We start from the raw sequence: 16,972 nt of genomic DNA, 5'->3' as shown, positions 1-16,972 counted from the left end.
AGAGAGGACACAATGCAGGGTTCTGTAACAGAATTTCTTAAGCCGCGTCTTGTTGACATTGAACAGATCAATACGACACACGCGAAAGTAACTCTTGAGCCATTAGAGCGCGGTTTCGGCCATACTCTAGGTAATGCTCTTCGCCGCATTCTTCTATCTTCTATGCCGGGTTGTGCCGTAACAGAAGTTGAAATCGAAGGTGTGCTACACGAATACAGCACTAAAGAAGGCGTTCAGGAAGATATCCTAGAAATCCTTCTAAACCTTAAAGGTTTGGCTGTACGCGTTGCTGAAGGCAAAGATGAAGTGTTTATTACACTGAACAAATCAGGCTCAGGCCCTGTTGTTGCAGGTGACATCACCCACGATGGTGATGTAGAGATCGCTAACCCTGAGCACGTTATTTGTTACCTAACGGATGACAACGCTGAGATCGCTATGCGTATCAAAGTTGAACGTGGTCGTGGTTACGTTCCAGCTTCAGCTCGTATCCATACTGAAGAAGATGAGCGTCCAATCGGTCGTCTACTTGTTGACGCTACTTACAGCCCGGTCGATAAAATCGCCTACGCTGTAGAAGCGGCACGTGTAGAACAACGTACTGACTTAGACAAGCTTGTTATCGATATGGAAACGAACGGTACTCTTGAACCTGAGGAAGCAATCCGTCGTGCAGCTACTATTTTAGCTGAACAACTGGATGCGTTCGTAGATCTTCGTGATGTACGTGTACCTGAGGAGAAGGAAGAGAAGCCAGAATTCGATCCTATCCTACTGCGTCCTGTAGACGATCTTGAACTAACAGTTCGCTCTGCTAACTGTTTGAAAGCAGAAGCGATTCACTACATCGGTGATCTTGTACAGCGCACTGAGGTTGAGCTACTTAAAACGCCAAACCTTGGTAAGAAATCTCTTACAGAGATTAAAGATGTGCTTGCTTCACGTGGTCTTTCTCTAGGCATGCGCCTAGAAAACTGGCCACCAGCGTCAATCGCTGAAGATTAATCGAAAAGTTAGAAGGATTAGGTCATGCGCCATCGTAAAAGTGGTCGTCAACTCAACCGCAACAGCAGTCATCGCAAAGCGATGTTCAGCAACATGGCTAGCTCTCTTGTTCGTCACGAAGTTATTAAAACTACCGTGCCTAAAGCAAAAGAACTACGTCGCGTAATTGAGCCGTTGATTACCCTAGCTAAGACAGACAGTGTTGCTAACCGTCGTCTTGCATTTGCTCGCACTCGTGATAACGAAGTTGTGGCAAAACTATTTAATGAACTAGGCCCGCGTTTCGCGGCTCGCCAAGGTGGTTACACTCGCATTCTTAAATGTGGTTTCCGTACTGGTGATAAAGCTCCAATGGCTTACATTGAGCTTGTAGACCGCCCAGCTGCTGAAGAAGCTGCTGAGTAATCTATACTAGATTCTTAATACAAAAGCCGAGCATTAGCTCGGCTTTTTTGTATCTGGACTTTACGTATTTAAAGAATGAAACTTGCACCACGATGTTTGGCATTTATTCTCGCCTTCTCTGCTTCACTTTTCAAAAATATCTCGTATCTCGTATCTCGTATCTCGTATCTCGTATCTCGTATCTCGTATCTCGTATCTCAAATCCCTTTTCTTCCATGCACAAAAAAGAGCACTGAAGTTCCCTTACAATATTCTTCAACTAATCGCGAAGGTCTACTGCCAAATAGCGGCAAGTGAATCCATCAATCCGCTGGTTGCACCTTGAGATTGAAGTGTTTGAAGAATGATTGGTGCGAATGTTGTAATCATTGACGAATCCATACCTAACCCAGAAAACGCACTTTCAACAGCACCTTGTGAGTTCAGAACCGATGATAAGCCAGTTGATTCAAGTGAAGACATCCCAGGAATAAGCGACGCGAGCTCTTTATTGTCGGCAGAGCCAAGTGAATTTTGTGCAAGCGCCAACATTGAACCGATGCCGCCGATAGCTTGATCGCTTGTTACAGATGCTTTGTCAGCAACGGTATCAGCAAGTGGCGTTGTTTCATTTTGTTGAGACCACATATTCACCGCTGCCATCAGTGCAGTTTGTGATAGTTGAGAATAGTTAGTATCTGATGATGGACTGGTTTGTTCAGAATCGCTCGTGCTAGCGCAAGAGACTACAGCAAGGCTGCTGAGCATAGTGATGAGTATTTTCTTCATTATTCTTCCTTAAGTAATAAAGTAATCGACCTATTCACTATAAACGAAAAACGACGATGTAGTCACATCGCCGTTGAGTTATTTCAATTTTATTTGCCTATAGTATTTTGTTTTACTGTAGGTTTTTATAAAAATTAAAGAATAGCTAGAAGTTCAACTTCAAATACTAGAGCAGCAAATGGTGGGATTGCAGCACCTGCGCCACGCTCACCGTATGCTAGATCTTGAGGGATGTATAGCTTCCATTTAGAGCCAACAGGCATCATTTGTAGAGCTTGTACCCAACCTTGAATTACGCCAGTTACTGGGAATTCAGCTGGTTGACCGCGAGATACAGAGCTGTCGAAAACAGTGCCGTCAGTTAGTTCGCCGTGGTAGTGAACACGTACTTGGTTGTCTGCAGTTGGGATGTCGCCAGTACCTTCAGTTAGTACTTCGTACTGAAGACCAGACTCAAGAACCGTTACTTCTGAGCGAAGAGCGTTGTCAGCTAGGAAAGCTTCGCCGTCAGCAGCAGCAGCTTTAGCTAGTTCTTGACGTGCAGCTTCACCACGAGTGTGTAGCTCTTGTAGTGCGTTGTTGATTTCGTCAACTTCGATAGCTGGCATATCGCCAACTAGAGCCGTTGCGATACCAGCAGCGATTGCGTCAACGTTTAGGCCTTCAAGACCAGAACCAGCAAGTTGTTGGCCCATTTGTAGACCGATACCGTAGCTAGCTTTTTGCTCTACAGTTTCAAATTTTACTTCAGACATGAAAAGTCACTCTTTTGTCAGTACGAAAAGGGTAAGAATACCAGTATTAGCAGCCTGAATAAACGGCTAGCCCTTGATCACTTACGCTTTACTGTGTCCAAATCACAGCTGTGTCAATTTTTTTGCTTTGGTCTCTGTTGTAGCGGAAAGATCTATACTGTTGGTACTTTGGTTTTTATACTGTAGTTATTCAATGTATAGGACACAGTGGCATGAATCGTCGTCAAAAGAAAAAACAGAAAGTAGACCACTTAGCAGAATTTAAGGATCGACTGAATCAGGTCAAAAAGAACTTAAGTTCGATCGATATAAAGAACATGAAAACCTCAATAGTACACACTTTGGGATCATTACCTAAATTACACCAGAGACTATTGATGGTGATTTCGCCGATCATATTAATCTTACTTTTTGTCCCGCTACCAGAACCTAAAGTAGGCGTTGCCTTAACCACATCGCGCGTTGAGCTTGAAATTAACACTATTGGCTTAAGCGAACAGCAAAATACTAAGAGCATTTCATCAGAACCGAGTATCAACAGCTGGCAGGAGTACTTGGTTAAGCAAGGTGATACCTTGGCCCAGGTTTTCCGAAACAATGATCTATCACTGTCTGATTTAAATTCGCTAGTCCGAATTGAAGGAGCAGACAAACCACTCAGCCAAATCCGCAAAGGTCAGTTAGTTCGATTCAAATTAGCTGAGACCGGACAACTGGATATCCTACAGTTAGAGAAGGGCGACACATCTGTCATGTTCTTCCGTTTATCTGATGGCGGCTTTGGCCGAAGTAAATAATAGAGAATTGTCTCTGTTCCTCAAAGAATGTTCACCCAAGCTCTTTGAGAGTACTCCGGTAAATATTGTGTTTATCTTTACTATATTTGTACCAACGGCGCTTAAGATATTTATCTAAAAACCAATTCTAGTAGTTGCTCCGTTGTTACATTGTTTTGATTAGCCACTTCAGTGACTGTCGTATTATTACTGGTAATTGTAATGTGATTGGCCTGCATCACATCTTCTATTTCCTCGAATGACATATGCTTTAACGAAGCAATGGTTTCCATTGAGGCATTATCTATGGCTGTAAATAGGTTTGCTGCAGGGTTACCCGCGCCATCTTCAGGTTGTAACATGCTGCTACCAAGTAATAAGACACAGACCATTAACACCAGGTTACTGCCTTTTTTTAAGTGCATTTGAACCGATCTCTTATGCATTAATACATGGCTCACGACTGCTAGGGCAAGAATAAGCCCTATCCATTCATGCATCAAAATCACTTTTTGTGGAATAATGTCGAAGAACAGCATTACTCCTGATGTTAATACCAGTAGGCTGCTGATTATCAGAAGTGGTGTGGTTTTCTTTCTTTGTAGCATAATACTTTACCTTCAGTTCATTCATTAAATTGATTATAAAGTTCTGCTAAAATATGACTTATTGATTTATGACAAAGTTAGCATTTTCTTTGTCATTTTCCTTTTGTGTTATAACGTTTAAGTGCAGAAGAAAAGGTTGGAAGGCTTTGGTATCCCAGTTCGAGAGCGATATTGGTTGCGCTAAGGCCTTGTATAAGCATTTGATTGGCACGCTCCATTACGATCATATTTCGCCACTCACCAAACGAACGATGAAATTGTTTGTAAAACAGTCGGTTCAATGTCCTTTCTGAAGCGCCGCAATGTTTGGCAAAATCTTGCAAAGTAATATTCTTATTTGGTTTAAGGCATACTGTATGAATGAGATTATTGAGCCGCTTGTCGAAATGATTTGTGTGAGTTTGAGATCCTTGTATTTGGCTTAAATATTGTATTTGATCCCAAAGAACATCGTTGTAAGCATGTTGAGTATTGTTATCGAAGCCTAGGTGATGTAGCGAATACTCATACATTAATAGAGACCAAAAGTTCGTGACTCTGTGTAACGCTGGTTTTGTCGTTAAGGGCGACGGTGGAGGTCGGTCAAAAAATAGTAAGCTCAATCTGGAGTCTTGAAAGAAGATCGCTGAATGCGATTCATTTGCAGGTATCCAAAGAGCCTGACCATTAACAGCATAGTAGTTTTTTCCCTCTGTTTGTGAAACGCATAGTCCACTGTGGACATAGACTAGTTGATGTTCTTGGTGAGAGTGATAATCCGTATGTTCTTCTATGTCATAATGCTTTATTTTGTGCTTTATCATATTTTAATCTCCAGCGGGTGGAAATGGTATTTTTTAGAATTATCGGCATGAGGATCATCGCCATCCCAATGATGCTCAAAATATCCGGTATTTCATCAAACCAGTGTATGCCAAATAGTACAACAAATACTAAGCCCGAATATTCAGCAAAAGCAACGTCTCCAGCTGGTGCTTTTTGGTAAGCGACTACCGCTAAGCCATTGTAGGCTAAAATGCAAACCGCGCTTATGGACACTAACCCCATCTCTTCACCTGTTATGGGCCGCCATTTGAGTATTGCTAATAGTGCAGAGATTGGCAGGGAAAATAATGTTGTCCACCACAGTGTTGTGACGACTGTTTGCTCATTCGGAATCTTTCTTACTAATACATTGAACAGTGCGAGTGTCAGCGCTGTGCCTAATGCAAACAATGCTGCCCAATGAAATTGCGATGGCCTCAAGACAATCAATGCACCAATAAAACCGATAGTGGTGGCGATGACCTTGCCAAGTGCAGGTTGCTCTTTGAGTAGAAACATAGATAGCGGTAGCATCAACAAGGGCGCGACGTAAAATACTGCGTTGGCGGTAGCCAAAGAAAGGTGGGTGATCGCGACAACCATACATCCACTGCCAATTAATATCAGCTGTCCGCGTATGATGGTCACTTTGGCTTGCTGTAAGCGTCGTTGTTCCTTTTTCTGCTTTATCCACAAAGGGGTGATGATAAGCAGAGATATCAACTGTCGGAAAAAAATATATTGAAGAGGTGGCACTTCGCCATTTAATAGTTTTACCGCTACGTCCGAAAGTGAGGCAAACAGGTTGCCTGCAATCAGCAATAGGATACCGACAGTGACATTCGACATTACTTCTTTAACCTCATATCAACGTGCGGAATATCGTCTTCCAAGTACATCTCAGAGATGGTTTTGAAGCCGTGGCTCGCATAGAAATTTTCTAGGTGTTGTTGCGCACCAATATCGATAGTCGTGCTCGGCCAAAGAGCCTCACAGCGTGTTAACGCTTCTTTTATCAACTGATGACCTAAACCATCACCTCTTGCCGATTGCAGAGTCGCTACTCGGCCGATGCTTGTGTTGTCATAAGACGCACCTGGTGGTAACAAGCGTGCACACGCCACTAACTCTGCATCAGCATAGCCAAGCAAGTGTTCAACACCTGCGAGTGTATCTTTACCGTCGAGCTCTGGATAAGGGCAATTTTGCTCAACGACGAACACATCGACTCGTAATTTAAGTAGTTGATAAAGCTGTTGTGTTGAAAGTTCAGAGAAGGGAATTGAGTGCCAAGTGATCATGTTTACATCCAGAGGTTATCGATATTCTGAATGTACTATGTGCGATGATTGTTGGCATTAACTATTGTTAATTCGACCTTTAATTCTGCTCAGGCTGATCGCGGTTATTCCTAGGTAGGCCGCAATTTGATTATCGTTCAAGCGTTGCTCCAGGTCGGGGAAGTGTTCGCAGAAAAGCTGATAGCGTTGCTCTGGAGTGTAGAGCAGCATAAAGCGTTCTTTGTTTTCCTTGTGCATCAGCTGAGTTTCTAATAGCTTTAAATACAGAGGATTGTTTGATGCGCGCCACTCGATAACCGCGTTCATAGGCAGCTCTAACATAATAATTGGTGTGAGCGTTTCTAACAGGTAAGGGGACGCTTGGTTTTTTATCAAACTCTCAAAGCCGATGATCCAATCCTGTTCCCAGTAGAACTCTTTGCTGTATTGCTTACCGTCATTAGTGAGATAACAAGCGTGGCACAAGCCTTCAAGTACAAAGTAGATTGAACTCGCCATCTCACCTTGATTGATCAGGATGTGTCTGGTTGGTAGCTCAAGCGGTTTCGCGACGGCTAATAGAGATTCGATCTGACTTTCAGAGAAGTCGAAGCTTTGTAGTTGTTCGATAAAAGAGGTGTGCATGGAAATAACCTAACCCAAATAAGTGTCGAAATCATCGCACTTATTTGAGTATAGGTACAGAGCAGGCTAAATCAGCGGCGAGCGTGCTGTTCTAGATAATCTTGAGCAAGTTCTCTACCCATGTATTTACCAAGAGTTTTTAGTGGTACTTTCTTAAGGTTAACCACAATCAAGCCATCCAGAGCATCATTAAATGATGGGTCGACGTTAAAGCACACTAACTTACCGTTCATCCCTAGATACTGGCGCAGTAGTACTGGTAGGCCTTTTCCTTGCTCCATACGTGCTAACACTTTAGAGAGCAGAGGAACACTAGCCAATGAAGATAACAGGTGATTCTGCCAGAACACATGATTACTGGTATTGAGTGGTGACGAAGGAGAAACCAGGTTTGCTTTTTCTTCGTCATAATGATGTATCGATAAGGTTGTCGCAATCAACAGGCGAGCATTATGACTGTAATCATTACTGATACTGACTGGGCCGAATAGGTGAGTGTATTGAGGATGACGATACACGAAGGCCGCGATACCTTTCCACAATAGTAATAGTGAGTTAAGGCTCTTTTGATAAGGCTTGCTCACTACAGAACGCCCAAGCTCGATACTGTTGTCTAAGGTATCGATGAATTCTTGATTGTAGTTAAACAGGCTGCGGGAATAGAGTTGATCAAGCCCGTGCTCAGCGATTAATTTGTCGACCATACCAAGTCGGTACGCCCCGACCAGTTCAGCCTTGGCTTTGTTCCACACAAACAGTTGATGGTAGTAAAGGTCATATTCATCTAAATCACAGGCAAGCCCGCTGCCTTCGCCAACTTCTCTAAAGCTCTCTTCTCTTACTCGACCAATCTCGCGCATTAAATTGGGGATCGACTGGCTCGGTGTGCAATACACCTCAAAATCGCCCTGTTCAAGTAACCTCATTTCTTGAGGAAGTGACGCGACTTCTATAGAGAGTACTTCTGATGGAATAGGAGCAATAACCTGAGTGTCAAAAGAGGGTGCATGGATTGGCGTGCTAGGGCTATCTTGTTGACTCATCAGATAGGTATTGAGTCGCAGATAGTTGACGATATCCATCTCTTGTTCAAACGATTTGATCTCTGAGTATGGGATTGAAGAACCGATAGAAATAGAGATGGTAGTCGCTCGTTTATTAAGAAGTTCACGCCCAAGTAAAGCAGTTCGTAGCAGTGGATGAACTCGTCCGGCTTGGTAGAAAAGCTCGCTGTTTTTACCATTGATGAAGATAGGCACTGTGGTGGCTTGATGACGTTTGACGAACTTGGCAACCGACTTGCTCCATTCTATGTCTGTCAGTGTTTTTGCCCCTTTACGGTAACTCGATACTTCGCCCGCAGGGAACACAATCACCAATCCACCGTCTGCCAAATGACGATTCGCATCTCGAATGGCTTTGGCGTTGGTGCGTTTCGATTCTTTACTATTAAAGACATCGACTCCGATGAAAAGATCATCCAGTTCAGGCATTCGCTTGAGCAACTCATTCGCTAACACCTTCACATCCTTCCTTACCGATCCTACGAGATCAGCAAGGATCACACCTTCAATTGCGCCAAGCGGGTGGTTAGCCACAATGACTACAGGTCCTTCCTCAGGGATATTATCAGTGGCACCTGCGGAAACAGAATAGTCGATATTGAGTGCCGACAGGGTGTGATGCATGAATTCAAAGCTAGATAAATCATCAGGTCTATCTTGATAGAGTTTATCTAGCTTAGATAGCCCAGTTGCCCACTCGACAACAGACTCACCTAAACCAAAAGGCGTGTAACGTGGTAAACTAAAAGGACTATCAATCATAATGAAGCTACCTTATTGACTAAAGTTGTTTGGGAAACCGTCTTGATTCTTGAAATCTTTCACACTTAAAAACGCACTGCATAACCACACTAGGCATGCCATACCAAACAATAATCCACCGTCATAACCGACAATTTCTCCTGCTGTATTAAACTCAGGCATTTGAATACCGAGCGGCGTAAACAGGTGGAAGAAAATTGCGCCACTCATGATCCCCACACTCATGATGGCCCCCCGCCCATGCCAACGAGTAAACAACAAAATGGCAGCAATCAATTCAGCGAACCCAATCAAGTAGCCGCCAAATGAACCGAACCAACTCAGGCCAGACCATGTCGCCAAGGTGCCAAAGATATGTTCTGTCTCGTATGACCCTGTGAACTTAAAAAACAGCGACTGAATAAATACGAAAGCGATAAATGCCGCAGGGATATGTTTAGCTGGGATGAATGTCATAGTTATTCCCTTATTTGATCAGTTGCGGCCAAACGGTGTCGGCTTTTTGAATATGTTGTGCTCGGTCTTGTTCCCAACGCTGCTTAATCTCTTGGTCATAGTTGAGGTAAAGCTTGTTATCAACAATCGTCCATCGATTCGGGTCACCGGGTGCAAAGTCACTTTTTGCTGAAACAGCCCAAGCGCAATAGCCACCATATTGAGGGGCATATTTTTCAGGATTATTAACAAATAAAGTCAGATTCTTTTCAGAAGAGAAATACCAGTCTGCACCTTTGTACTCGGTGCTGAATTTTTTACTGCCTTCAATAGGCTTACCTGAAGTGAAATAAGCCACAGTGTCGTAGCCATCGAGCGCCTTGCTGCTAAAGAATCCGGTGTAGATTTCATCGGCGGCAAATACGTAAGGGCTAACAAGTAGCATGACCATGGTTAATAGTTTTCTCATGATGGACTCCATCTATAGATTGATTGCTGGTGATAAATCGAAGGTAAAACGCTGTTGATTTATCTGGCATGGTTTAATGGGTTCACAAGGCGAGCCGGGCGCGTAAAACATAGAGGCTTGGCCGTGTAGATTGCGTAAGTGTGTAAAGCTCACGGTGTGCGCGTCTTCACGATGCATACAGGTCGCTAAATGAGGTTGTTCGCTGTGATGGTGAGAGTGAAACTGAAGTAAGTTCTGTTGATTCTTGCCCGTTGCCATAAGCTGATCGTATTTTGCTTGTCGATAGGCTTGTACTCGCTCTAACTCAATACCGGATGAGAAGAGCGGAGAATCGGTTTCAACTATTTTTTGTTGAATACCATCCCACATGTAGGCGATAACCAAACCATGGTGTTGAGTTAAGTTCGGTGCGAAAGCCAGCAAGGTAAACGGGGCAAAAGAGTGCAGGTCGAGCTTATGAAATGCTTCAGAGAGCTGATTGATGTTGCGACTTGATGATAGGTTCTTGAGTAACAAACCACGGCTGACTAAAAGGCCATCAGGCACGATGCCTTGATAGTTATTGAGTAGGCATAACGAAAGCCCGAACTCATTGATACTGATCCAGCTACCACCGCCGGTTGGGTCGAGTGGCATGATGATATCGACGCCGTTAACTCGATATTGTTTAGGTGGCATCGCCAGTGCCCGTGTCTTTTGTTCATCACGATTAAAGAAGACCTGATAGCCATTGTCTTCAAGCAGCCAAGATACTGAACACATGATTATTGCTCCCTCAAATAGCTGCTGGTGGTTGGGGCATAACCGAAGGTATTGCATGTTTCGACATCAAGAAAGGTCGTGATCACCTTGATCATCGCGTAATGATGATTGGCATGCAGCGCGGCAAAGGTGACCTCTCTTTCTAGCGTAGAAGGCAGGCTGGCGAACACTTGTGTATCCATTGAAACTTCGGTTTGGATCATGATGGGCGCTTCGAGATCTCTGCGGTCTAATCGCTCAAGCCAGTTGATCACGTCATGGATCTCTTTCAACGCAATCGACCTGTCGAATTCGAGGGGGTGACCACGACGACGAGTGTTGTAATCAACGGTCGCATTTTCTTTTAAAATCAGAGCGTGAAAAAGATCGAGCGTGTGACGGGTATGCTCACCAATAGAACTTGTGACGTGCGGCTTTGCTCGTGTCAGATAGTCGCTGTCAGATATGGCTAACAAAAACTCTAAACCCTGATTCAAGATCTCTACCGCTCCCTTGATACTAGGAGATAAAGAAGTGAGGGCGCTCGGTTGGGCTATAGGGTTCATTCATGATCCTCGTACAAAGTTAATCGGTGATCGGATATTGTTGAACAAGGCGTCGCTCTTCTTGCCATGCGTTAAATAAGCTCTTAAAAGAAGGAGGCTGGTGGCCTCTTTGTTTCTGTTGAGCGCCAATATCAAAAAGAATGCGGTATTGCAGGAGTAGCGTCGAAAATATCTCTCGCAGCGGTGTGTTGCGATCCCAGATGTGCCCGGCCTCACTGCTTGCGCCATTGACCTCAAGGATCGTGAAGTCCTCGCCGTTCATTAGGCTGTGCATGTCCTTAAATTTGACGTCGAGTCGACCAAAGTGAAAGCCATCGAAGTCGTCGAATATCTCGTCTAAGCGTTCGGTTAAAGCCTGAGTGATGTATTGATTGCCGTCTCGGAAGATACAGCCACGGCTATGGCTACCTGCGAACGCAAGTTGGAACTCTTCGCCTTCTGCGAGCACTCGATCCAATTTATCCTCATGTCTCGGCAGATAGAGGTGACTAAGCTGCCCAGCACGCGGGCTATTTTCAATTAACTGTTCGAGTGTCGAGTTGCCATCACCCACGACTATTGGCGCATACTTGAGTGTGATCGAGATGATCTCGCCTTGCTTTTTGTTTGGGTAGCGAACATAGAAAACACCCGCTTCGGCTTGATAAGGCGCCTTTTCTTGCAATAGAAAGCGAGCATTATTTGGGAAAGATTCAACATACTGCTCAAGTTGATCTTGTGTGTTGATCAGCTTAACGCCAACACCTCGACAACCAAGATCCGGTTTAGCCACAATCGGGAAATCGAGATCCGACTGTATGAGTGCGCTGCGCGCATCTTCGGCTTGTTTCTTACTGCTAAGGTCAGTTTTGGTTAAGGTGATAAACGGAGAGATCCAACGCTGACTCGATGATCCGGCAAGGCTCAGTATCTCGTGTTTTGATTCGCCTACCATGCCGCTTAACTTAATACTCGGGTTGGCGATGAGCGGCAGCGTCCAGTCAAAGTGCCGTAACCCTTGCATCAGGCTTTGAATCACCACTGGCGTGTAGAAGAACCAACTTGGAAGAAACTCATAAGGAGAGACACTGCGCACGGTATCTTTTTCAAGCAAGGGCATGCCTGCATTGATTTGATGTGCTGGAATGATGCGAATATCTTGCGGTGAACTCATGATAATCCTCTAGAGTAGGTTCTATTCACTAATCGATTGCCGATAAACAGCAAAGCGATGGCACACGAGGTGATGATCCATTGATATTCAGAGGCTTGCAGCCACGTTGATGTCCCTAAATAGTAGATGGCAGAGAAGACAATACCACTCCAGATCGCGGTGGCGCTGATGACAGCAAACAAGAAGGTAGACATTGGTATGGCGAAAAAGCCACTCAAGGTAAATCCGACTGTGCGAAGCCCAGGAATAAAGCGGATAACAAAAAGGCTGCTGAATGCGTTCTGACGTAATTTGGTATGAAGCGAACGAAAGTACTTATTAGTGAGGGCTTTATATCGAACACCTCGGAAGTAATGTCCTGATTTCCCAAGGTAATAGAGGCCTAAGTCACCAGTGGTAATGCCAATGAAAATTGCAAGTAACGCATATTGAGGTGGTATGAGCCCTTGAGTCGCTAAACCTGCGGCCGTAACGATTGCCAGATCTTCAAGCAGGTAAGAAAGCGCGATAACGCCAAGCATCAGCCATAGTAGCGACTCCTCCCCTGAATTTAACCATGCTTGAATGCTCTCGACGATGCCCATCAAATGTCCTTATCTATCCTATAGACGAATGGCTTATTAGCCATTCATTGAGTGTAGTAACTAAATAGACAGGGGGAGTTCTGAAAAACTTACAGCGAATTGCTGATTTTTTACGTTGATTGAACTTTATGGGTGGTTTGAGGTGGGCGATTTAGATGAAGAATGAACAGGTGTTTAAGGTTCGAAAGTTAAGGCTTGAGACTGTGTATTTAGATAAGAAAAGAAAAAGGCTGAGTCGTTAAACTCAGCCTTTCAGAATGGTGCGCCGAGCATGGCGTTGATCTAGGAGGTGAAAGTCCTCTACGGGCTCAGTCGAGCGAGAACCGTTAGCCTATGCAAGGGTGTTCACCGTGAGGTGAAATCTGAAGGAAGCAAATGGCAAAACTTGGTTGTGACGAACAGAAATCTGATAGTAGGCCATTACAACTTGGGCAACCTAGCCATAGATAGAATAGTCCAATGCCTCGACGGGAAGTGTGTAGTGGTAAATCAGGCACAGCCAAGGGAAAGAACAACGCCTTACCTCGGGAGATCTTATTGTTTGTCTCAATAGAGACTAATACAGCAGTGATGTTGTGTGATGGACAATAAGAAGTCAGCAGAAGGCATAGTACTTTGAGAATGTACAACTCAAAGGAAGGCCTGAACTGAATATATCAAGAAGCAGTCACTAGACACTCAATCATGTGGAGTCATAGCAAGATGAAACTCATCTCTACGTCCCAAAGGGCAATACCGCAAGTAAAGCTCATGGATACGAAGAATGACAAGCATGGTCGGCGTAGACAGGAGGGCGAGTCTTGGTGACCTCAACTTCGTTGATGGAGCAAATTTGCTCTTCAACCAATTTGAATCAAGCTCTTAGACGCGTGAAGAAGAACAAAGGGTGTGCAGGAGTCGACAAGCTCGACATCAACGCCACTATCTCAAGACTTCGACAGGCATCAAACGGGCAAGAGCTTCGCCAGATTCTTCTGGATGGAAGCTATCAACCTCAATCTGTTCTTGGTGTAGAAATCCCCAAAGCTAGTGGTGGCGTAAGGCAATTAGGTATCCCAACAGTCCTTGATAGGGTAGTCCAACAGGCAATCACATCAGTGCTGTCATGTATCTATGAGCCGAAGTTCTCCGACAATAGTTACGGGTTTAGACCCAACCGCAGTGCGCACCATGCATTGGCGGCCGCCAGTCGCTACATCCGAGAGGGTCGAGGTTATGTAGTAGATATAGACCTAGCAAAATACTTCGATACAGTGAATCACGATAGGCTAATGCACAGGCTGTCACAAGATATTGCTGATAAACGCGTGTTAAAGCTAATTAGGTCATACCTACAGGTAGGCATAATGCGACATGGACTAGTTGAGCAGAGACAACGAGGCACACCCCAGGGTGGGCCATTATCTCCGCTACTATCAAATATTGTATTAGATGAACTGGATAAAGAGTTAGAGCGTAGAGGGCATAAGTTCTGTCGATATGCAGATGACTGCCAAATCTACGTGCGTAGTGAGGAAGCCGCTCATCGAGTCAAAGAGTCGATAACGGAGTTCTTGGAGCAGAAACTAAAGCTGACGGTAAACCGTAAGAAAAGTGCAGCAACGAGAGTGACAAAGCGAACTTACCTAAGCCATCGCTTCCAGATAGACGGAACAATCGGGATATCGAAGACGGCACAAGCTCAAATGAAGAAGCGAGTACGTCAGATAACGAAGCGAAATCGAGGACGAGAGTTACAGGTGATAATCACGGAGTTAACTCAATATCTAAGAGGATGGCAACACTACTTCAAGCTTACTGTTCGTAAAAGTGCAATGCAGCGCTTAGATGAATGGATACGGCGTAGGCTAAGGTGCTACCGACTAAAGCAGCGCAAACGCAGACACAGCATAGCGACATGGTTACAGCGACAAGGTGTAACGGAGCGTAATGCGTGGAAGCTAGCGATGTCAGATAAGGGTTGGTGGCATCTAGCTTTAACGCCACAGGTTAATCACGCCATGCCAATAAAATGGTTCGAGGGGTTGGGGCTGTACTCATTAAGAGATGGGTACGAGTCACTGAAAGTATATTCGGAACCGCCGTATGCGACCCACGCTTGTACGGTGGTGTGAGAGGACGGAGGCTGCGAGGCCTCCTCCTACTCGATTTAACTATGGATTATTGGGTAATCTATTTAGTTAGGTCAATCTGGTAAACAGCAAAACCAACATCGTCAGTCGCAACGCGTTTCATCGGGTATTGACCTTTATCTTTGATGAACTGAGCAGCTTTCTCACTTGGTGACGTTTCAAAGCGGATATCTAGCTTGCTATCCGTTTTGATTGGCGCAAATGACCAATTGTTATCCGCGCTTGGGCTTACTTGACCTTGCTCTTTGCTTGCGCGAGAGATGTAGTTCGCCAGTACAGTACGGTTTTCATCTGGTGCATCAAATGCGATGAAGTCTTCACCTGTACCTGGGAATTTAGCACTGTAAGCACGGTAGTTGTTGGTTGCGATCAGGAAGTCTTGCTTCATGTCGATTGGCTTACCTTGGTAAGTTAGGCCAACAATACGCTGTGAGTCAGGGTTAACGATTTTACAGTTTGCATCGTATTTCGCAGGTTGAGTTACGTCGATTTGGTAATCAACACCGTCGATAACATCGAAGTTGTAAGTGCGGAAGTTATCCCACTCAATCAGCTGTTGTGGTGCTGTTGAATTCACATCGATTTGGTTGAATTGACCAGCGGAACATTCAAGCCACTCTTTTACTTCGTGACCTGTTATCTTCATTGCAACTAGCGTGTTCGGGTAGAGGTACAAGTCAGCAGCGTTACGGAATGTCAGTTGACCAGATTCAACTTCAGTGAAGTTTGCTGGGTCATTCTTACGACCACCTGCTTTGAATGGTGCCGCTGCAGAAAGTACTGGTGTACCCTCTAGATCAGGGTCGCCTTGGATGAATTGCTCAACGTAATTTTTTTGTGCAAGGTTAACGATTTGAACCGTTGGATCGTCTTGAACTAGCGATAGGAAGCTGTACATCACGTCATCTGCTTTACCAATTGGTTGGTTCACAAAATCACGAGTACCTGCGTGGTCTTTTTCTAGTGCAGAAACGATGCCTTCATCCGCTGCAGCCAGTGATTTCTTCTCAACCTTGTCGTAGATAGGGCGAGCTTCAGATTGGCCTTTTACCACTTCCCACTTGCCGTCCTTTTGCACCAGTGTTAGGTCCATAACACCTACGTGGCTACCCCAACGACCAGGCATTACCGCCGCAACACCATTCATGGTGCCGTTTTCGTTGTCAACGCCTTGGATATTGTCGAAGCCTTTACCCGGGAATACGGCGTGAGAGTGACCAAATGCAATCGCATCAATGCCTTCTACTTCTGATAGGTAAAGCGTCGAGTTTTCTTCGCCTGCTTTGTATGGGTCTTGAGATACACCAGAGTGAGGGATTGCAACGATAACGTCTGCGCCTTCCGCTTTCATTTGAGGCACTAACTCGTTAGCTGTCTCAATGATGTCACGAGCGATCACTTTGCCTTCAAGGTTCTTCTTATCCCACGTCATGATTTGTGGTGGAACAAAACCGATGTAGCCGACTTTTACTTCATGTTTTACGCCAGCAGTATCTTCAAACGTGTGCGTCTTGATGATGTAAGGCGTGAAGTAGTGTTCTTTAGTTTCTGCGTCGTACACGTTAGCACTGATGTATGGGAAATCAGCGTCGTTGATCGATTCTTCTAGGAACTCAAGACCGTAATTGAATTCGTGGTTACCTAGGTTTGCAGCGTCGTAGCTTAGTTGGTTCATTGCTTTATATGCAGGGTGAACTTCTCCCGCTTCGATGCCTTTGTCTGCCATGTAGTCACCCATTGGGCTACCTTGTAGCAAGTCACCGTTATCAACTAATACGCTGTTGGTTACTTCGTTTTGAGCTTCTTTTACTAGAGTTGCAGTACGTGCTAAGCCGATTTTTTTCGATGGCTTGTCTTTGTAGTAGTCGTAATCCATTAGGTTGGTATGGATATCCGTCGTTTCTACGACACGTAACTTAATCACTTCATCGGTATCTGGTGTTGTTGTGCAGCCAGCTAGAGTCAAACCAAGACCTGCAAGTACAGCCAATGACAAAGGTTTTATCGCAACTTTCATTTT

19 protein-coding genes are annotated in these 16,972 nt (G+C 44.7%); 4 read left to right on the top strand and 15 right to left on the bottom strand.

What is annotated here, in order from left to right; translation table 11 throughout:
* Positions 1 to 12: 12 nt before the first annotated feature.
* Both ACMAZD_RS15790 and rplQ read left to right on the top strand, forming a co-directional pair.
* Positions 13 to 1,005, top strand: coding sequence for a DNA-directed RNA polymerase subunit alpha (locus ACMAZD_RS15790; RefSeq protein ID WP_435247903.1), 993 nt, complete (start codon positions 13 to 15; stop codon positions 1,003 to 1,005).
* 24 nt (positions 1,006 to 1,029) lie between these two features.
* On the top strand, positions 1,030 to 1,410 hold the full coding sequence (gene rplQ / locus ACMAZD_RS15785) for a 50S ribosomal protein L17 (RefSeq protein WP_004729812.1): 381 nt from the start codon (positions 1,030 to 1,032) through the stop codon (positions 1,408 to 1,410).
* A 273-nt stretch (positions 1,411 to 1,683) separates the two neighbouring features.
* On the opposite strand, the gene ACMAZD_RS15780 is transcribed toward rplQ, so the two are convergent.
* Together ACMAZD_RS15780 and ACMAZD_RS15775 are read right to left on the bottom strand one after the other, a co-directional pair.
* Positions 1,684 to 2,178 carry a DUF2780 domain-containing protein gene (locus ACMAZD_RS15780; RefSeq protein ID WP_435247902.1) on the bottom strand — a complete coding sequence of 165 codons (495 nt, stop codon included), beginning with the start codon at positions 2,176 to 2,178 and terminating at the stop codon, positions 1,684 to 1,686.
* A gap of 134 nt (positions 2,179 to 2,312) precedes the next feature.
* Positions 2,313 to 2,933 (bottom strand): FKBP-type peptidyl-prolyl cis-trans isomerase, encoded by a 621-nt coding sequence (locus ACMAZD_RS15775; protein WP_435247901.1) that lies wholly within the window; start codon positions 2,931 to 2,933, stop codon positions 2,313 to 2,315.
* A gap of 212 nt (positions 2,934 to 3,145) precedes the next feature.
* Here ACMAZD_RS15775 and ACMAZD_RS15770 point away from each other — a divergent pair, with 212 nt between their 5' ends.
* Entirely contained in the window at positions 3,146 to 3,730 is a 585-nt protein-coding gene (locus tag ACMAZD_RS15770; protein WP_435247900.1) for a LysM-like peptidoglycan-binding domain-containing protein, read from the top strand.
* A gap of 110 nt (positions 3,731 to 3,840) precedes the next feature.
* Here the strand turns inward: ACMAZD_RS15770 and ACMAZD_RS15765 are convergent, their stop codons facing one another.
* The 12 genes from ACMAZD_RS15765 to ACMAZD_RS15710 all read right to left on the bottom strand — a co-directional run bounded on the left by ACMAZD_RS15765 (position 3,841) and on the right by ACMAZD_RS15710 (position 12,820).
* Positions 3,841 to 4,317, bottom strand: a complete 477-nt coding sequence (locus ACMAZD_RS15765) for a hypothetical protein (RefSeq protein ID WP_017107730.1) — start codon at positions 4,315 to 4,317, stop codon at positions 3,841 to 3,843.
* A gap of 92 nt (positions 4,318 to 4,409) precedes the next feature.
* On the bottom strand, positions 4,410 to 5,120 hold the full coding sequence (locus tag ACMAZD_RS15760) for an AraC family transcriptional regulator (protein WP_435247899.1): 711 nt from the start codon (positions 5,118 to 5,120) through the stop codon (positions 4,410 to 4,412).
* Positions 5,092 to 5,970: a DMT family transporter gene (locus ACMAZD_RS15755; protein ID WP_017107732.1), complete on the bottom strand. Its 879-nt coding sequence runs from the start codon at positions 5,968 to 5,970 to the stop codon at positions 5,092 to 5,094. Before ACMAZD_RS15755 ends, ACMAZD_RS15760 begins: the two co-directional genes overlap by 29 nt.
* Complete coding sequence (locus ACMAZD_RS15750) at positions 5,970 to 6,422, bottom strand: GNAT family N-acetyltransferase (protein WP_435247898.1); 453 nt, start codon at positions 6,420 to 6,422, stop codon at positions 5,970 to 5,972. Before ACMAZD_RS15750 ends, ACMAZD_RS15755 begins: the two co-directional genes overlap by 1 nt.
* A 57-nt stretch (positions 6,423 to 6,479) precedes the next feature.
* Positions 6,480 to 7,046: a Crp/Fnr family transcriptional regulator gene (locus ACMAZD_RS15745; RefSeq protein ID WP_435247897.1), complete on the bottom strand. Its 567-nt coding sequence runs from the start codon at positions 7,044 to 7,046 to the stop codon at positions 6,480 to 6,482.
* Positions 7,047 to 7,117: 71 nt separating this feature from the next.
* Positions 7,118 to 8,872: a lysophospholipid acyltransferase family protein gene (locus ACMAZD_RS15740; protein WP_435247896.1), complete on the bottom strand. Its 1,755-nt coding sequence runs from the start codon at positions 8,870 to 8,872 to the stop codon at positions 7,118 to 7,120.
* A 12-nt stretch (positions 8,873 to 8,884) separates the two neighbouring features.
* Positions 8,885 to 9,328: a hypothetical protein gene (locus ACMAZD_RS15735; RefSeq protein ID WP_435247895.1), complete on the bottom strand. Its 444-nt coding sequence runs from the start codon at positions 9,326 to 9,328 to the stop codon at positions 8,885 to 8,887.
* A gap of 10 nt (positions 9,329 to 9,338) precedes the next feature.
* Entirely contained in the window at positions 9,339 to 9,776 is a 438-nt protein-coding gene (locus tag ACMAZD_RS15730) for a YHS domain-containing (seleno)protein (protein WP_435247894.1), read from the bottom strand.
* A gap of 12 nt (positions 9,777 to 9,788) precedes the next feature.
* Positions 9,789 to 10,538, bottom strand: a complete 750-nt coding sequence (locus tag ACMAZD_RS15725) for an NRDE family protein (RefSeq protein ID WP_435247893.1) — start codon at positions 10,536 to 10,538, stop codon at positions 9,789 to 9,791.
* A 2-nt stretch (positions 10,539 to 10,540) separates the two neighbouring features.
* The gene (locus ACMAZD_RS15720) at positions 10,541 to 11,083 is read right to left on the bottom strand and encodes a hypothetical protein (RefSeq protein ID WP_435247892.1); all 543 of its coding nucleotides are present in this window, start codon (positions 11,081 to 11,083) and stop codon (positions 10,541 to 10,543) included.
* Between the two features lie 19 nt (positions 11,084 to 11,102).
* Positions 11,103 to 12,236 carry a D-alanine--D-alanine ligase gene (locus tag ACMAZD_RS15715; RefSeq protein ID WP_435247891.1) on the bottom strand — a complete coding sequence of 378 codons (1,134 nt, stop codon included), beginning with the start codon at positions 12,234 to 12,236 and terminating at the stop codon, positions 11,103 to 11,105.
* Positions 12,233 to 12,820 (bottom strand): DedA family protein, encoded by a 588-nt coding sequence (locus tag ACMAZD_RS15710; protein WP_435247890.1) that lies wholly within the window; start codon positions 12,818 to 12,820, stop codon positions 12,233 to 12,235. The genes ACMAZD_RS15715 and ACMAZD_RS15710 overlap by 4 nt, the downstream gene beginning before the upstream one ends.
* An 821-nt stretch (positions 12,821 to 13,641) precedes the next feature.
* Between ACMAZD_RS15710 and ltrA the strand changes: the two genes are divergently transcribed.
* Entirely contained in the window at positions 13,642 to 14,934 is a 1,293-nt protein-coding gene (ltrA, locus tag ACMAZD_RS15705) for a group II intron reverse transcriptase/maturase (protein WP_435249317.1), read from the top strand.
* 58 nt (positions 14,935 to 14,992) lie between these two features.
* On the opposite strand, the gene ACMAZD_RS15700 is transcribed toward ltrA, so the two are convergent.
* The gene (locus ACMAZD_RS15700; RefSeq protein WP_435247889.1) at positions 14,993 to 16,969 is read right to left on the bottom strand and encodes a bifunctional 2',3'-cyclic-nucleotide 2'-phosphodiesterase/3'-nucleotidase; all 1,977 of its coding nucleotides are present in this window, start codon (positions 16,967 to 16,969) and stop codon (positions 14,993 to 14,995) included.
* Positions 16,970 to 16,972: the final 3 nt, after the last annotated feature.

It is taken from the genome of Vibrio sp. nBUS_14 (assembly GCF_051201655.1).
In the GTDB taxonomy this organism is placed as follows: Bacteria; Pseudomonadota; Gammaproteobacteria; order Enterobacterales; family Vibrionaceae; genus Vibrio.
The sequence above is the reverse complement of the archived record's forward strand: the minus strand, read 5'-3'. Positions and strand labels throughout refer to the sequence as shown.

What these genes read in the sequence shown, in the direction of transcription:
- ACMAZD_RS15715 (WP_435247891.1), bottom strand. Translation starts at nt 12,236, where the DNA reads ATGAGTTCACCGCAAGATATTCGCATCATTCCAGCACATCAAATCAAT.
- ACMAZD_RS15720 (WP_435247892.1), bottom strand. Translation starts at nt 11,083, where the DNA reads ATGAACCCTATAGCCCAACCGAGCGCCCTCACTTCTTTATCTCCTAGT.
- ACMAZD_RS15775 (WP_435247901.1), bottom strand. Translation starts at nt 2,933, where the DNA reads ATGTCTGAAGTAAAATTTGAAACTGTAGAGCAAAAAGCTAGCTACGGT.
- ACMAZD_RS15710 (WP_435247890.1), bottom strand. Translation starts at nt 12,820, where the DNA reads ATGGGCATCGTCGAGAGCATTCAAGCATGGTTAAATTCAGGGGAGGAG.
- ACMAZD_RS15700 (WP_435247889.1), bottom strand. Translation starts at nt 16,969, where the DNA reads ATGAAAGTTGCGATAAAACCTTTGTCATTGGCTGTACTTGCAGGTCTT.
- ACMAZD_RS15725 (WP_435247893.1), bottom strand. Translation starts at nt 10,538, where the DNA reads ATGTGTTCAGTATCTTGGCTGCTTGAAGACAATGGCTATCAGGTCTTC.
- ACMAZD_RS15780 (WP_435247902.1), bottom strand. Translation starts at nt 2,178, where the DNA reads ATGAAGAAAATACTCATCACTATGCTCAGCAGCCTTGCTGTAGTCTCT.
- ACMAZD_RS15760 (WP_435247899.1), bottom strand. Translation starts at nt 5,120, where the DNA reads ATGATAAAGCACAAAATAAAGCATTATGACATAGAAGAACATACGGAT.
- ACMAZD_RS15770 (WP_435247900.1), top strand. Translation starts at nt 3,146, where the DNA reads ATGAATCGTCGTCAAAAGAAAAAACAGAAAGTAGACCACTTAGCAGAA.
- ACMAZD_RS15755 (WP_017107732.1), bottom strand. Translation starts at nt 5,970, where the DNA reads ATGTCGAATGTCACTGTCGGTATCCTATTGCTGATTGCAGGCAACCTG.
- ACMAZD_RS15745 (WP_435247897.1), bottom strand. Translation starts at nt 7,046, where the DNA reads ATGCACACCTCTTTTATCGAACAACTACAAAGCTTCGACTTCTCTGAA.
- rplQ (WP_004729812.1), top strand. Translation starts at nt 1,030, where the DNA reads ATGCGCCATCGTAAAAGTGGTCGTCAACTCAACCGCAACAGCAGTCAT.
- ACMAZD_RS15750 (WP_435247898.1), bottom strand. Translation starts at nt 6,422, where the DNA reads ATGATCACTTGGCACTCAATTCCCTTCTCTGAACTTTCAACACAACAG.
- ACMAZD_RS15730 (WP_435247894.1), bottom strand. Translation starts at nt 9,776, where the DNA reads ATGAGAAAACTATTAACCATGGTCATGCTACTTGTTAGCCCTTACGTA.
- ACMAZD_RS15790 (WP_435247903.1), top strand. Translation starts at nt 13, where the DNA reads ATGCAGGGTTCTGTAACAGAATTTCTTAAGCCGCGTCTTGTTGACATT.
- ACMAZD_RS15765 (WP_017107730.1), bottom strand. Translation starts at nt 4,317, where the DNA reads ATGCTACAAAGAAAGAAAACCACACCACTTCTGATAATCAGCAGCCTA.
- ltrA (WP_435249317.1), top strand. Translation starts at nt 13,642, where the DNA reads ATGGAGCAAATTTGCTCTTCAACCAATTTGAATCAAGCTCTTAGACGC.
- ACMAZD_RS15735 (WP_435247895.1), bottom strand. Translation starts at nt 9,328, where the DNA reads ATGACATTCATCCCAGCTAAACATATCCCTGCGGCATTTATCGCTTTC.
- ACMAZD_RS15740 (WP_435247896.1), bottom strand. Translation starts at nt 8,872, where the DNA reads ATGATTGATAGTCCTTTTAGTTTACCACGTTACACGCCTTTTGGTTTA.